17 protein-coding genes and 1 tRNA gene (1 of these 18 cut by a window edge) are annotated in these 12721 nt (G+C 72.8%); 5 read left to right on the forward strand and 13 right to left on the reverse strand.

Annotation, left to right across the window (positions count from 1 at the left end; translation table 11 throughout):
• Window positions 1-424, reverse strand: the 5' end (the start) of a protein-coding gene (locus H6H00_RS00020; RefSeq protein ID WP_185719348.1) for a bifunctional copper resistance protein CopD/cytochrome c oxidase assembly protein. It extends 1760 nt beyond the left edge of the window; 424 of the gene's 2184 nt are visible here — the first part of the coding sequence; its start codon is at window positions 422-424; the stop codon falls past the left edge of the window.
• Window positions 425-474: 50 nt separating this feature from the next.
• On the opposite strand from H6H00_RS00020, the gene H6H00_RS00025 reads away from it, so the two are divergent.
• Entirely contained in the window at window positions 475-1107 is a 633-nt protein-coding gene (locus H6H00_RS00025) for a class I SAM-dependent methyltransferase (protein WP_185719350.1), read from the forward strand.
• A gap of 32 nt (window positions 1108-1139) precedes the next feature.
• On the opposite strand, the gene H6H00_RS00030 is transcribed toward H6H00_RS00025, so the two are convergent.
• Together H6H00_RS00030 and H6H00_RS00035 are read right to left on the reverse strand one after the other, a co-directional pair.
• Window positions 1140-3107: a putative bifunctional diguanylate cyclase/phosphodiesterase gene (locus H6H00_RS00030; RefSeq protein ID WP_185719352.1), complete on the reverse strand. Its 1968-nt coding sequence runs from the start codon at window positions 3105-3107 to the stop codon at window positions 1140-1142.
• Between the two features lie 38 nt (window positions 3108-3145).
• Window positions 3146-3946 carry a PP2C family protein-serine/threonine phosphatase gene (locus tag H6H00_RS00035; protein ID WP_185719354.1) on the reverse strand — a complete coding sequence of 267 codons (801 nt, stop codon included), beginning with the start codon at window positions 3944-3946 and terminating at the stop codon, window positions 3146-3148.
• A gap of 121 nt (window positions 3947-4067) precedes the next feature.
• On the opposite strand from H6H00_RS00035, the gene H6H00_RS00040 reads away from it, so the two are divergent.
• A tRNA-Arg gene (locus H6H00_RS00040) sits at window positions 4068-4141 on the forward strand.
• A 29-nt stretch (window positions 4142-4170) separates the two neighbouring features.
• The gene (locus H6H00_RS00045) at window positions 4171-4761 is read left to right on the forward strand and encodes a hypothetical protein (protein WP_185719356.1); all 591 of its coding nucleotides are present in this window, start codon (window positions 4171-4173) and stop codon (window positions 4759-4761) included.
• A gap of 13 nt (window positions 4762-4774) precedes the next feature.
• Here H6H00_RS00045 and H6H00_RS00050 read toward each other — a convergent pair whose 3' ends face one another.
• Genes H6H00_RS00050 through H6H00_RS00095 form a run of 10 tightly spaced genes read right to left on the reverse strand, consistent with a single transcriptional unit; the run spans window position 4775 to window position 10770 of the window.
• Entirely contained in the window at window positions 4775-5923 is a 1149-nt protein-coding gene (locus tag H6H00_RS00050) for a tyrosine-type recombinase/integrase (protein WP_185719358.1), read from the reverse strand.
• Entirely contained in the window at window positions 5923-6111 is a 189-nt protein-coding gene (locus tag H6H00_RS00055) for a helix-turn-helix transcriptional regulator (RefSeq protein WP_185719359.1), read from the reverse strand. The genes H6H00_RS00050 and H6H00_RS00055 overlap by 1 nt, the downstream gene beginning before the upstream one ends.
• Before the next feature lie 17 nt (window positions 6112-6128).
• Window positions 6129-7763, reverse strand: coding sequence for a replication initiator (locus H6H00_RS00060; protein ID WP_221775731.1), 1635 nt, complete (start codon window positions 7761-7763; stop codon window positions 6129-6131).
• Window positions 7760-7990 carry a hypothetical protein gene (locus H6H00_RS00065; RefSeq protein WP_185719360.1) on the reverse strand — a complete coding sequence of 77 codons (231 nt, stop codon included), beginning with the start codon at window positions 7988-7990 and terminating at the stop codon, window positions 7760-7762. The genes H6H00_RS00060 and H6H00_RS00065 overlap by 4 nt, the downstream gene beginning before the upstream one ends.
• The gene (locus tag H6H00_RS00070; protein WP_185719361.1) at window positions 7987-8799 is read right to left on the reverse strand and encodes an FtsK/SpoIIIE domain-containing protein; all 813 of its coding nucleotides are present in this window, start codon (window positions 8797-8799) and stop codon (window positions 7987-7989) included. The genes H6H00_RS00065 and H6H00_RS00070 overlap by 4 nt, the downstream gene beginning before the upstream one ends.
• Window positions 8800-8801: 2 nt before the next feature.
• Window positions 8802-9428 carry a hypothetical protein gene (locus H6H00_RS00075; RefSeq protein ID WP_185719362.1) on the reverse strand — a complete coding sequence of 209 codons (627 nt, stop codon included), beginning with the start codon at window positions 9426-9428 and terminating at the stop codon, window positions 8802-8804.
• Window positions 9425-9595, reverse strand: a complete 171-nt coding sequence (locus H6H00_RS00080) for a hypothetical protein (RefSeq protein WP_185719363.1) — start codon at window positions 9593-9595, stop codon at window positions 9425-9427. Before H6H00_RS00080 ends, H6H00_RS00075 begins: the two co-directional genes overlap by 4 nt.
• The gene (locus H6H00_RS00085) at window positions 9592-9957 is read right to left on the reverse strand and encodes a hypothetical protein (protein ID WP_185719364.1); all 366 of its coding nucleotides are present in this window, start codon (window positions 9955-9957) and stop codon (window positions 9592-9594) included. The genes H6H00_RS00080 and H6H00_RS00085 overlap by 4 nt, the downstream gene beginning before the upstream one ends.
• Window positions 9954-10328, reverse strand: a complete 375-nt coding sequence (locus H6H00_RS00090; protein ID WP_185719365.1) for a hypothetical protein — start codon at window positions 10326-10328, stop codon at window positions 9954-9956. Before H6H00_RS00090 ends, H6H00_RS00085 begins: the two co-directional genes overlap by 4 nt.
• A complete protein-coding gene (locus tag H6H00_RS00095; protein ID WP_185719366.1) occupies window positions 10318-10770 on the reverse strand; it encodes a plasmid replication, integration and excision activator in 453 nt (150 codons plus the stop codon). Before H6H00_RS00095 ends, H6H00_RS00090 begins: the two co-directional genes overlap by 11 nt.
• 129 nt (window positions 10771-10899) lie before the next feature.
• On the opposite strand from H6H00_RS00095, the gene H6H00_RS00100 reads away from it, so the two are divergent.
• Entirely contained in the window at window positions 10900-11676 is a 777-nt protein-coding gene (locus H6H00_RS00100; RefSeq protein WP_185719367.1) for a GntR family transcriptional regulator, read from the forward strand.
• Window positions 11677-12558, forward strand: a complete 882-nt coding sequence (locus H6H00_RS00105; RefSeq protein WP_185719368.1) for a DMT family transporter — start codon at window positions 11677-11679, stop codon at window positions 12556-12558.
• Window positions 12559-12721 lie beyond the last annotated feature (163 nt).

Genomic DNA, 12721 nt, shown 5'->3' on the forward strand with positions numbered 1-12721 from the left:
CGACGAGCAGACCGACGTCGAGGACGTCGGAGACCGGGCGGCCGAGTGCGTCGGCGACGTTGAGCGGCACGAGCAGCACCGCGGCCACCAACCACACGACGCCCGTCCAGGTCGCCGTCCGCAGCGCGCGGTACCCGGCGACGTCGAGGTAGCCCGACCGCTGCGGGGGCACCAGGAACGCGGCGAGGAGCAGCGCGCCGATCGTCAGCACCATCCCCACCTCGGCGACGGCCCGCACGGCCGGCAACCCGGCGGTCGTGAGCACCCCGGGATCGGGCAGCCCGAGCGCGGTGAGCGGGCGGGCCCCGGACAGGACCGTGAGGCCCGCGGCCACGAGGACCGCGATCGCCGTACCCAGTGCCACCAGCCCGGCCGGTCCGGACGTGCGGGGTGGAGCGGCGGTCTCGACGGGGGTCTTCGCCATATCGACCAGGCTAGCCGCAGGTCCGGCGGCCGGCCCGGCACACTGCGGCGGTGACCGGCGATCCCCTCATCACACTCCGCGGTGGTGACGCGGCCGCCTGGGCCGCCGCGCCGCTCCGCGGGCTCGCGCCGGTGCTGCTCCCCCGCGTCGACGACGGACGGCTCGTCCTCGACGCACCCGGGGCCGGCCCGACCGGGACCGCCGACGGGCCGGGCGCGAGCGGGCCCGGTGGTGCCGGCGGGGTCCTGCTGCGGCTGGTGCTGCACCGCGTCGTCGACGTGGACGCGGCCTTCGCCCGGCTGCGGCACCTCCTGCGGCCGGGCGGGACGCTGGTCGTCGTGACGCCGTCGGTGTCGACGCGCTCGGTCGCGGAGCTGCGCTGGCGCGGGACGCTGAGGCCCGTGCACCGGGGGCCGTGGCGCCACCGGGCCGCGCTCGACGACGCGGCGTGGCTGCTCACGGCGGCCGACTTCGCGGTGCTGGCCGACGACCGCGTCCCCTTCGCCCTCCCCCTGCCCGACGTCGACGCCGCCCGACGCGCGGTCGACGACCTCCCCGCGGCAGGGCTGTGGCCCGACCTCGCCCCGGACGTCCGCACCGCGCTGGCCGCGGAGCTCACCCATCGGGCCGGACCCGGCGCCCGGCTGCCGGTCCCGCTGCGCCGGCTCGTGGCCCGCCGCTAGGAGCCGCGCCGCGACCCGGCGACCGCTCCGCTCTAGAGCGCGGCCAGCACCTCGCGCAGCGGCTTGGGCCGTCCCAGGTGGTAGCCCTGCCCCTGCGCGACGCCGAGCCCGCGCAGCTGCCCGACCAGCGGGGGCCGGTCGACCTGCTCGGCCACCGTGACGATCCCCAGCTGGTGCGCCACCCCCACGACGGCCCCGACGAGCGCCCGGTCGACGGGCTCGGTGTCGAGCTGGCGCACGAAGTCGCCGGCGATCTTGATCCCGGTGAACGGCAGGTGCTTGAGGTGGGAGAAGGAGCCGAAGCCGGCGCCGAAGTCGTCGAGGGTGAAGCCGCACCCCGCGCCGGTGAGCCGGCAGGCGAGGTCGCGGGCGGCGTCGATGCTGGCGATGGCGGCGGTCTCGGTGATCTCCAGGCCCAGCCGCCGGGGGTCGACGTCGGCGCGCGAGAGCACCGACAGGATCCACGCCCCGAGCTCCGGATCGTCCAGCGAGCGCGCCGAGACGTTGACCTCCAGCCGCAGGTGCGACTCCAGCGCCCACGGCGTCGCGAGTGCGGCGATCGCGCGCTCCAGCACCCAGCGGTCCAGCCGCAGCACCAGGTCGGTGCGCTCGGCCGCCGGCAGGAACTCGGCGGGTCCGAGCACGGGTTCCAGCCCGTCGCGCAGCCGGATCAGCAGCTCGTGCCGGGCGACGGTGCCGGTCCGCAGGTCGACGATGGGCTGGGCGTCGAACGTCATCGTGCCGTGGTCGAGCCCCGCGCGGACGCGCTCGAGCACCGAGACCCGGCGCAGCGCCTGGTCGTACTGGTCGGGGGCGAACAGCCGGGCCCGGTCGCGGCCGGAGCCCTTCGCCTCGTACAGCGCGAGGTCGGCCTGCGCCATCGCGCTCTCGACGTCGTGACCGCGCCGGAACGCCGCGACCCCGACCGAGATGCTGACGCGCAGCGCGTCGCCCTCCCCCGGCACCTGCGTGTGACGGGCGGCCGCGCACAGCCGCTCGCCGAGGTCGAGCGCGTCGGTGGCGCCGCACGCGGGGACCACCACCGCGAACTCGTCGCCGCCGAGCCGACCCAGCAGGGCGTCCGGTCCGATCTGCGCACCCAGCGTGCGGGCGAGCGTGCGCATCACCCGGTCACCCGCGGCGTGACCCCGGATGTCGTTGATGTCCTTGAAGTTGTCGACGTCGACGAGCAGCAGCGCCACGCCCCGCTCGTCGGCCAGGCACTCCTCCAGCCGCCCGGTGATGCGACGGCGGTTGGCGATGCCGGTGAGGGGGTCGTGGTCGGCGAGGAACGCGAGCTCGGCCCGCGCGCGGTGCTGCTCGGTGACGTCACGGACGGCCCCCAGCACCCGGACCGGCGCGCCCGACGCGTCGGTGAACACCTCGCCGTGGCACTCGAACGTCCGCAGCGTGCTGCGGTCGTAGGAGTGCATGCGATGGGTGTAGGTGAACGGCTCGCCCGTGCGGAGGGCCTCGGCGAGCACGGCGTCGACCATCGCCCGGTCGTCCGGGTGGATCAGGTCGCGGAACCCGGTCCGGTCCCGCGTCGTGCCCGGCGGCACGCCGAGCAGCCGCAGCAGCGAGTCGGAGTACTCCGCGATGCCGTCCAGCGGGTCCCACTCCCACGACCCCATCCCGGCGATGGCCTCCAGCCGGTCGAGCCGCCACCGGTCGTTGCGGTCCTCGCGCAGCTGCCGCGGGGTCTCGTCGGTGATCTCGTAGAGCAGGCCCATCGTGGTCGGCTCGAGCAGGCGGCAGGAGACCTCCCACCAGCGCGTACCGCCCACCGGGGACGGCCAGCGCAGCGCCTCCCGGCGGGTCCCCGGCCGGACGCCGTGCAGGAGGTGAAGCACCGTCGACGCGCCCTGCCAGGCTCCGCCGTGCGGGGCGACGAGGTCGTGCGCGGCGCGGTTGGTCCACTGCACCGCGCCGTCCCGCACCACCACCAGACCGACGGAGGTGCGGCGGGCCACGTCCTCCGCGGTCACGTCGGCCGCCACGTCGCCCATCCTGCCAACAGTCGGGCCGTTCGGCTCGATCAGTCGGGGGGTGCGACCGCGGCGGCGCCGACCAGCTCCGGGCCGGCGTCGGACACGGGTTCCTCGCCGTCGACGACGTCGGCCACCACGCAGGTGATGTTGTCGGGCCCGCCGCCCTCGTTGGACAGCTCGATCAGCCGCGCCACCACGGCCTCCGGCTCGCCCGCGGACGTCAGTACCTCGAGGATCTCGTCGTCGCCGAGCACGGCGGTGACGCCGTCGGAGCAGACGAGGTAGCGGTCGCCCGGCTGCGCCTCGTGGTGGAACAGGTCCGGCTCGACGGTGTTGCCGTCCTGCAGCGTGCGCATCAGCATCGAGCGGCGCGGGTGCTCACGCGCCTCCTCCAGCGAGATGCGACCCTCGTCGACCAGGGCCTGCACCAGCGTGTGGTCGCGCGTGAGGCGCACCAGCTCCCCGTCGCGGACGAGGTAGGCGCGCGAGTCGCCGACGTGCAGGATCCCGACCCGGCCGCCGTCGAAGAGCAGGGCGACGACCGTGGTGCCCGACCCCCGCAGCGCGGTGTTCTCGCGCGCGAGGCCGGTGAGGCGGTCGGCCGCGGCGGTGACGGCGCGGGCCAGCACGCCGAGCAGGTCGAGCCCGGCGAGGTCGGTGCCGGCCAGGTCCTTGTCGAGATCGGCCAGCGCCGTCACGGCGACGGAGCTGGCCACCTCACCGTGCGCGTGCCCGCCCATGCCGTCGGCGACGGCGAGCAGGCGCGGACTCGTGACGGCGGAGTCCTGGTTCAACGGACGGCGCCGACCGACGTCGGACCCGGCCGCCGAGCGCAGCGTCAGGGGCATGGGCACACCTTCTCATGGGGTGGACTTCCCCCACCACGACGACACCCGGGAGAGGTCCTGCTCGCCGCGCGGGGTGCCCGGACGGCCCGCTACGCTTCCCGTGGGCGGTTCGTCCGTCCCGGCCTCCGTAGCTCAGATGGATAGAGCAAGAGCCTTCTAATCTCTAGGTCGCAGGTTCGAGTCCTGCCGGGGGCACATACTCGCTGGTCAGTCGCGTAACCGGGTTGACCAGCGACGATCTAACCCGCGTTTACCCCGCGCATTGCGACGCGACGACGGCTGGAGGGTCTGTGCGGAACTGTCAGCGGACGGCGCTGAACGTGCTCGTGGTTCTGTCCCTGGCCGTCCTCAGCGGATGCACCGTCGAGGCACCGGAACCCGTCGCACCCGTGGCGGTGCCCGACGCCGCCACTCCTGATGCGCCGGCTGACGGTTGCCCGGTGCTGGCTCCCGAAGCCGACGGGCCGATCAGGTCCGGCGTCGCGATCGACTACACCGACTTCGTCAACCACGCCGGCCGCCGGTATCTCGCCGGGTTCAACGAGGCTGCGCCTGTCGCTCGCACAGACCTGGGCGACGTGGTCCTCCGGTCGAGGTGCTCCCTCAGCACCTTCAACGAGATCACGGGGCGAGATCCAGGCCGACCCCGGGACGGCGACACCGCTTTCCTCCCGCAAGGAACGGCGATCCGGACCGTTCGCGGCTGGGCGCCAGAGTGTCGGCTTGCCGCCGAACGCGACGGACAGGTCTACGTCTACCTGGCCCTCGACCCGAGCGCGGAACGCGCCCAGCCCGCTTCGTGCGCTCTCGACTGAGCAACGGCCGACTTTAGCCACGGCCCGGCTCGAACTGCTGGAGGGCAGATGCGGCACCGGTCCCGATCGACTTGCGCGACATGTACACGTCCTGGGTCATGCTCACCCGCTCGTGGCCGAGGTAGTCGGCGATCTCGCGCGCGGTCAGGCCGGCGGCGTCGAGCCGAGTGGCGACGAGGTGCCGGAACGCGTGCGGGTGCAGGCCCTGCCACTCGGTGCCGGCGACGACCTCGCGCAGCGCCTTCCGGGTGTTGTCCGGATCGCGGAGGGTGCCGCGCGTCGACGGGAACACCCAGGGGCCGTGTGAGTCGGCGTGCCGCTTGCGCAGGAGCGCGAACACCCAGCGCGGCGGTCGGATGGTGCGCATGCCGGCGTCAGACTTCGTGTGCGACTGGACGAACAGCCCCTCACCAGGAACCCGGATCACCGTGCCTTCGATCGCGACCGTGCCGACGACGTCGTCGACCCGCGGCCAGTCGAGCGCCAGCAGCTCGCCGATGCGGCAGCCCAGCCCGGACAGAACCTCGGTGAGGTCGCGCAGATCGTGCTTGCCGGCGGCCGGCGAGTCGGCGAGGTGCGCCCGGAGGCCGTCCCAGCTCGACTCCGTAAGAACGAGGGGCTTGCTCGATGGCTTGGACCGGGCCGGCGTCAGGTCGCGGACGGGGTTGGCGTCGAGTGCGTCGTGACGGACGGCGAGCCCGAGGACGCCCGAGAGGATGACCTTGGCGTGCTTGGCGGTGCCGGGGCCGGACCGCTCGCGCAGTTGCCGGATCACCGCGTCGACGCGGGACACCCGAGCGTCCCGGAGCCGTAGTGACCCGACGGCCGGTTCGAGATGCCGGGTCCAGACGTCCCGATAGGTGATCTTCGTGCGGATGGCGCGGTCGGACTCGTCGAGGTCGCGCAGCCACACAGCCCCCACGGCGCTGATCGTCGAGTCGGCGGTGATCTCGCCGCCGGCCGGCGTCCACTGCCGATCGCGCAGCGCTTCCCGCAGGTTGTTGATCGCCGCCGTCTTGGACGGGCCGACGCGCTCGACGTGGCGGGTGATGCCGTCGACGTCGCGGAAGCGGACCCGCGCCCGGAAGCGGAGCCGGCGACCGGGCGCGGGCGTCACGGTGATCTCCCCGTAGGTCCCGATCGGGAGCGGGGGCCGAGCCATCAGGCGGCGTCCCCGTCGAGCTGGGCGAACCACTGTCGGACAACGGTCTCCTCGTAGCGGAGGTACCGCCCGACCCTCTTGCCCTTCGGGCCGTACCCCTTGCAGCGCCAGTCGTAGAGCGTGCCGACCGGGACGCCGAGGTAGTCGGCCACGTCCTGCACGGTCCAGAGCCGGTTCTTGACCTGCATCGCTGTCACCTCCTCCCCTACGCCGCCGGTCGATCGTCGGTTGCCGGAAGTTCGGCGACTTGGTCGCGGGCGCGTTCGTACTGCTCGCGCCATCGCTTGCGTTCGGAGATCAGCCGTAGCAGCAGTTCGAGCCGGTCGGGCTGGTCGGGGTCGGTGGGCCGGATCGGCTCCCAGGTGTAGCGCTCGCGCTCCCCGTCGGGAGTGGACTGCTCGACCGCCGCACCGACGACGCCGAGGGTGCGGAGCACGTGCTCCCGACGCTCGGTGCGGTGCTCGGTGAGGTTGCGCCCGGACCACTTGCGCGAGACCAGGCAGCGCCGGCCGCCGTAGCCGAGGTTGTCGCGCTTGTGCGCCTTGCCTTTGCATAGCCCAGGGACGAGGCCGGCCTTCGCGTGCTCGGGCGCGACGCCGTACAGGAGCCAATTGGCGCAGGTGGGCGAGCACGGTTCGTAGCGCAGCGCATCGGCGAGCCGGTCGACGTGCGCGATCGCCGAGGTGGAGTCGGGTTCGTGGCACTCGTCGAGCGACTTGGTCAGGTACTTCACGAGGTAGCGCAGGCACTGGCCGGCCTGCTCGGTGTCGCCGAGGACGCCTTGCACGTCGACCTGGCTGCCGAACTGGACCACGTGCGCGGGCGGCGCGGTCTTGTCGGCCGCGAGCTCGTCGAGGACGTCGTCCCAGGCGCGCAGCGGCCGGCCGGTGTCCGGGTCGACGTAGCAGGAGATCTCGCGGGTCTCGTCCCAGATCGGCGGCCGGTCCGGAGAGTAGGTGGGTTCGTCGTGGGGCGGCCACCAGACCTGGTGGTACGTGGCGGCGGCGACCTGGCGCAGGAGCTTTCGCGGGATGGTCCCGCGGACGGCTGCGTGCAGGTGCGGGGCGCCCCGGCGCTGTGGTTCGACAGCGGCGAAGTACTGCACGTTCCACCCGACGGCACGGCGCAGGTTCTGCCAGAACCGGTCGACCAGGTCGCCGAAGTGGATCGCGTCGCGGGCCGCGCGGCGGTAGTCGTAGCGGTCGGGGTCGACGGGCGAGCCGTCGGAGTACATCCGGCCGTAGGACGGCAGGGTGAGGGTTAGGAACGTCGAGGGCCGGTAGCGCCGGCCGTCGGGGGTGTCGAAGGTCCGGCCGACGGTCCGAGCTGCGACGGGCAGCCGGGGCAGGTTCGGTGCGTCCTGCCGGCGGCGGGTGGACCGGACGCGGCGGGGCTTGCGCTCCCCCGGTGGGCGGGTGGAACCGCGGGCGCCGGCCGCCCGGACCATGTCGTCGGCGTCGCCGATGGCGCGGTCCAGGTCGGTCACGGCGGCGGTGTCATTCTCGGCGAGCGCGGCGGCGCGGGCGGACTCGAGGTCGGCGCGGTAGCCGATGACGGCGAGCTGCTCGGCGGTCGGTTCGGCGGTAACGATCTCCGGGTCGGTGTCGAGGTGCCATCCCTCCTGCGCCTGCCACATCCGCAGCCGGCGGGCACGTTCGGCGCACGGCGGGCACTTAGTGGCCCGGGTGGCGCCGCACGGGATCGGGACCGCCATGCGGGCGCCGGTCTGGGTGTCGATCCGGCGGACGGCAAGCGGGCGGATGCAGGCACCGACCTCGGTGGCGGCGGCCTCGGCCAGCTCCCGGGCGAGCGGGGCGACGATCTTCACGGGTGCGGTCATGCCGGTACCTCCTGTCGAGCGGACGGGTTCGTGTCGAGGGCGCGCATGTCGCGGCGGAACCGGCACTCGCGGACGGCCTCGCGCAGCCAGTAGCCGGCCGCCGCACCGCCGGCCGCGGTGAGGATCAACGCGACGAGTACGCCGTCCAGGGCCGGCCACACGGAGGTGACGGCCGCGAGCACCGCGACCAGGGCGACGCCGGTCATGATCAGGCGATAGTCGTTCACGACGTCACCGCCGTGACGACGGCCGCGATGTCGGCGTCGGTGAGCCAGGTGCAGCGCATCCGGCGCGGGATGCCGCCCTCGGCGAGCAGCCAGCCGACGCCGCGGTCCTCCGGGTCGATAGTGGAGGCGTCGTAGCCGCGGGCGTGCCAGCCGTGGCCGAGGATGATGTCCGAGCTGGTCTCGGTGGTGCAGCGGAACGCGAGCCGGTAGCCGAACAGGTCACGCAGCGACACCGGGATGATGTCGTGGCTGGGACGCTGGGTCGCGGCCACGGCGATGATCCCGGCGGCGCGGCCGCGGGCGACGATGTCGCGCAGCAGGAGCGAGAACTGGTCGCGCTGCTTCTTGTCCCCCGCCGTGGCGGAGTAGTAGGCGAGTTCGTCGATCACCAGCATGATCGCATCGGTCCAGTCCTGGCGTTCGATCTGCCGGACTCCGTCGGTGTCGAGCTGGTCGTAGCGGCGGTCCATCTCGGCCTGCAGCTCCCCGAGCGCGTCGATGGCCTCGGCGAGGTCGGGGCCGACGAACCGTTCGGCGGCGCGGCGCCAGAGGCCGAGTTCGACGCGCTTGCCGTCCATCAGCCACAGCCGGCAGTCGGTCGCGAGGGCGGCGTGCGCGGTGATCCGGTTCAGCCCGCCGGACTTGCCGGCGCCGGGCTCCCCGGCCAGCAGGATGTTGCGGTAGATCAACGTGATGTCGACCGAGCAGGCGTTCTCGTCGATCCCGAGCCGGATCGGATCCCAGATCGACGTCGGCGCGAGGTCGATCGGGCAGCTCCGTGGGCGGGGTCGGCGGCGGATGGCGCGCATGATCAAGCTCCCTTCCGGGTGGGCACGCTGTGCAGGACCGGCCGGGCGGCCGGGCGCGGAGCGGGGGCAGCAGGGCGGGCGGCCGGGCCGCTGAGCGGGTCGCGGCGGATGACGTCGACGAGGACGAGGGCCGTCATGCGGCGGGTGACGCTGATCCGGGCGTCCCGGGCGAAGCAGCCCGACGCGATGTGCGCGAGGTTGCGTTCGATGTCGACACCGTCGATACCGGCGCGCAGCAGCACCCACACCCGTTCGCCGACCGGGGTCGGACGAGACCAGAGCAGGACCGGCAGGTTCCCGGTCCAGTTCATGACACGGCGCTGCACCAACACCGACCGCAGCCGATGCCGGGTGAGCACGGCCAGGACGCGGCGGTGCAGGTAGCGCCGACTCACCGGGACCGCGAGCGCGGCCAAGGTGGGGACGCCGAGGACGAGGCCGGCGCCCCAGGTCGGCAGGTGCTCGGTGAGCCACGACCAGGCGAGCAGCCCGGCGACGATGACGGCGATCTCGACGCGGCGGCGGATGAGGAGGCCGGCGAGCCGGGCCGGGCGCGAGCGCTGCGGGCGGGTGAAGACCTCGAACGGCTCCGAGCGGGCGAAGCGGTTCGGGGCGGTCTGGCTGTTCATGCGGCCCTCCGGGTGCGTCGGCCGACGTCCCGCAGCGGGACGAGGGCGAGTTGGGCGAGGTGGTCGGCGCAGCGGCGGCGGTGGGGCTGCGGCCGGCGGCCAAGGACGGCGCAGCAGACCTCGCAGCGGTCGACCGGGGCGCGGCGGTTGCGGCGGGGGCCGTTCATGGCGTGGTCTCCGTTCCGATGTGGCCGATGGCGGACCAGAAGCGGTTGGCCGCCTGGGCTGCCGCGCGCACCCCGGTGCGGGTGTCGCGGAGCAGGGCAGCGGCCTCGGCGAGCCGGGCGGCCGGGTCGACGGTGCGGGTGTCGTCGTAGACGGGCCGGCCCTCGGCGTACATGGCGACCTGCTCGGCGAGGACCGCGGTCAGGTCGTCGAAGGCGTGCAGGGTGGTGACGATCTCGCCGGCCAGGGCGTAAAAGTCGGCGTGATCGGGCGTCGCGTGCCGCTGGTGGCGCACGACCTGCTCCCACCCGTCAGTGCCTTCCGCGGCCCGGTGCAGGGCCGGGGAGCGCTGCTCGTCGTTCATGACGCCCTCCCGGCAGCGCGGTCGAACGGGTCGCCGATCACGCGGGCGGTGTGCTCGGCGTGCCAGTCGGCGGCGGTGGTGCGCCAGAACCGGGCGTCGTCCTCGTCGCGGCGTCGGGCGTCGAGGACGGCGGCGCCGAACACCCACGGCAGGGTGCAGGCGGGCGAGAAGATCCAGCGGACGAGCACGCCCCACCAGCGGGCACGTCGCTCGCACACCGCGGCCAGGCACTCGGCGCGGTGGGCCTGCTCGATGAGGCTGCCGCTGGGCAGGGCCAGGGCCTCGCCGTACTCCTGCGAGCACCGGAGCATCGCGCGCTCGACCAGCTCGGGAACGTTCGTGCCAGCGGGCACGGTGATCTCACGCAGCATCGCTGTGACCCGCCTTCCCTGCCGGACGCGGGGCGCGCATACCGATCGCGCGCAGGCTGTAGGCGATCCGGGCGCGGCAGCGGTGCTGCTCCCCCGGCCGGGCCGGCTTGCACGCCTTGTCGTCGATGTAGGGCGTCACGGTCAGGCCGTCGAACTCGACCGGCCGGAACGGCGTGCCGGGCACGGTCGGAGGAGGCACCGGCTGCACCTCGGCCATGAACTTGATCTCGAAGGTCTTCTCCGTCTTGCGGACGTCGGGGTCGGCGTCGTGGGCCATCGCCGACCACAGGCGCAGGCCGGTGACCTTGTCGAGGGCCTGGACGAAGTTCTCGCGGGTGGACTTGTCGAAGTCGCGCATCGGCTCGACGTCGGTGACGAGGTAGCAGCCGTGCGGGAAGATCTGCTCGTGCGGGATGGGAAGGCGCTGGTTGCTTGCAGACACGGAGGGCTCCTGAGACTAAGTTGCGCCAGTTGGCTAACTGGCTTGAGCCAGTAGAGCACGTGGCTCATGACACAGGAACGGCGGTCTGTCGATTTCACCTGACTGGCGCAAGCCAGTACGGTGGGTGACATGACTTCTCCCGAGGGCGGCGACCGTCGTCCGGCCAGCGAGCGCCTGGCCGATGAGCTGCGCAGATCCATCGAGTCCGGCGAGCTGCCGGCCGGCGCGAAGCTCTCCTCGGAACGCGAGCTCGCCGAGCTCCACGGCATCGCCCGCAACACGGCACGCCAGGCGATCCGGCTACTGGCCGAGAGCGGGCTAGTGATCGCCGAGCACGGCCGCGGGGTGTTCGTGCGGCCGGCCATCTCGGTGATCCGGCTCGGGAACGACCGCTACAGCCCCCGCTACCGCGACACCGGACTCTCGCCGTTCCTGCTGGAGTGCGCGAAGCAGGGCAAGGCCGGCCGATTCGAGGTTCTGTCCGTCGAGCGCGTCACCCCGCCGGCCGACGTCGCCGCACGGTTGAAGCTCTCTCCCGACACCCTGTCGGCGCTACGGCGCGAGAACGTGTTCTGGGCCGACGCCGACCCCGTCCAGCGGGTCACGACCTGGCTGCCGTGGGCGCTGGCCGACGGGACCGCGCTCCTGCGCGACGAGGTCGGCCACCCGTTCGGCATCCACGGAATCTTGGAGGAACGCGGGCACACGATGACCCGCATCCACGACGAGATCAGCGCCCGGATGCCGACCCCCGACGAGCGCGAGCACCTACAGCTCTCCCCCGGCGTCCCGGTGCTCGACGTCCTACACACCAGCATCGACACCGAAGGCGAGCCCTACGAGCTGACACGGTTCGTCATGCGCGCCGATCTGTCAGGACTGCGATACGACGCCCCGGTCGAGTAGGTGCGCACCACCGGCCTGATCGCCACCCTCGCCCTGCTCTGGGGATCAGGATTCTTCTGGATCGCACTCGCGCTCGACGGTTTCACTCCGGTTCAGATCACATTCGCCCGGCTCGCGCTCGGCGCCCTGGTGCTCGTGCCGATCGTTCTGTGGCGACGGCTGCCCCGGCCAGCCGGCCGAACCATGTGGCTGCACCTGACCGTTTCCGCGCTCGTCGGGAACGCGATCCCCTACACGCTCTTTGCGGTCGCCGAGCAGACCGTTCCATCGAGCCTAGCCGGGGTCATCAACGCGACAACTCCACTGTGGACGCTGCTACTTGCCGTGGCGACACGCAGCGACAGCCGACTAACCTCTCGGCGGGCCGCCGGTGTGGCACTCGGATTCGTCGGTGTGCTCGTGGTGTTTGAGCCGTGGAACGGCGTAGCCGGCGGGACCGCTACCGGCCTGTTCGCCTGCATCGGAGCAGCCGCAAGCTACGGAATCGCCTACATCTATCAGGCCCGATTCCTGACCAACCGCGGACTCTCACCACTGACATTGACCGCCGCACAACTCCTCATCGCAGCCGCGCTCCTCGCCCTGGCTCTGCCGTTCAGCGGCGCGCTCCACAGCCCCGGACCACTCGCGATCGTCGCCGTCCTGATACTCGGCATCATCGGCACCGGCGTAGCCCTGATCATCAACTTCCAGCTCATCGCCACCGAGGGCGCCACCGCCGCCAGCGTCGTGACCTACCTCGTTCCCGCGGTCGCGCTACTCCTCGGCGTCCTGGTCCTCAGCGAGCCCGCGAGCCTGGCACTACCCATCGGCGGCGTCCTCATCCTGACTGGCGTCGCCATCACACGTGCCCGCAGCCGTCCCGCTCGACCATCGCCGTAGCCGCTCCGTTGCCGCGTTGACCTCTTTCATCATCAAGGGCGCGCTCCGCGCGCCGCCGGCCCGGATCCCGCCTTGCCGCTCCGCTCACGGCGGGACCGGGCCGACTTGTGCGAAGCTGCCCTGATGGTGGAGATACGTGGCGAGGGGCTCCTTATCGTCGACA

This window comes from Pseudonocardia petroleophila, from assembly GCF_014235185.1.
GTDB classification, from domain to species: Bacteria; Actinomycetota; Actinomycetes; order Mycobacteriales; family Pseudonocardiaceae; genus Pseudonocardia; species Pseudonocardia petroleophila.

Coding starts and splice junctions, on each gene's coding strand:
- H6H00_RS00100 (WP_185719367.1), top strand. CDS start 10,900: ATGACTTCTCCCGAGGGCGGCGACCGTCGTCCGGCCAGCGAGCGCCTG.
- H6H00_RS00085 (WP_185719364.1), bottom strand. CDS start 9,957: ATGAACGACGAGCAGCGCTCCCCGGCCCTGCACCGGGCCGCGGAAGGC.
- H6H00_RS00075 (WP_185719362.1), bottom strand. CDS start 9,428: ATGAACAGCCAGACCGCCCCGAACCGCTTCGCCCGCTCGGAGCCGTTC.
- H6H00_RS00080 (WP_185719363.1), bottom strand. CDS start 9,595: ATGAACGGCCCCCGCCGCAACCGCCGCGCCCCGGTCGACCGCTGCGAG.
- H6H00_RS00060 (WP_221775731.1), bottom strand. CDS start 7,763: ATGACCGCACCCGTGAAGATCGTCGCCCCGCTCGCCCGGGAGCTGGCC.
- H6H00_RS00035 (WP_185719354.1), bottom strand. CDS start 3,946: ATGCCCCTGACGCTGCGCTCGGCGGCCGGGTCCGACGTCGGTCGGCGC.
- H6H00_RS00090 (WP_185719365.1), bottom strand. CDS start 10,328: ATGCTGCGTGAGATCACCGTGCCCGCTGGCACGAACGTTCCCGAGCTG.
- H6H00_RS00050 (WP_185719358.1), bottom strand. CDS start 5,923: ATGGCTCGGCCCCCGCTCCCGATCGGGACCTACGGGGAGATCACCGTG.
- H6H00_RS00070 (WP_185719361.1), bottom strand. CDS start 8,799: ATGCGCGCCATCCGCCGCCGACCCCGCCCACGGAGCTGCCCGATCGAC.
- H6H00_RS00055 (WP_185719359.1), bottom strand. CDS start 6,111: ATGCAGGTCAAGAACCGGCTCTGGACCGTGCAGGACGTGGCCGACTAC.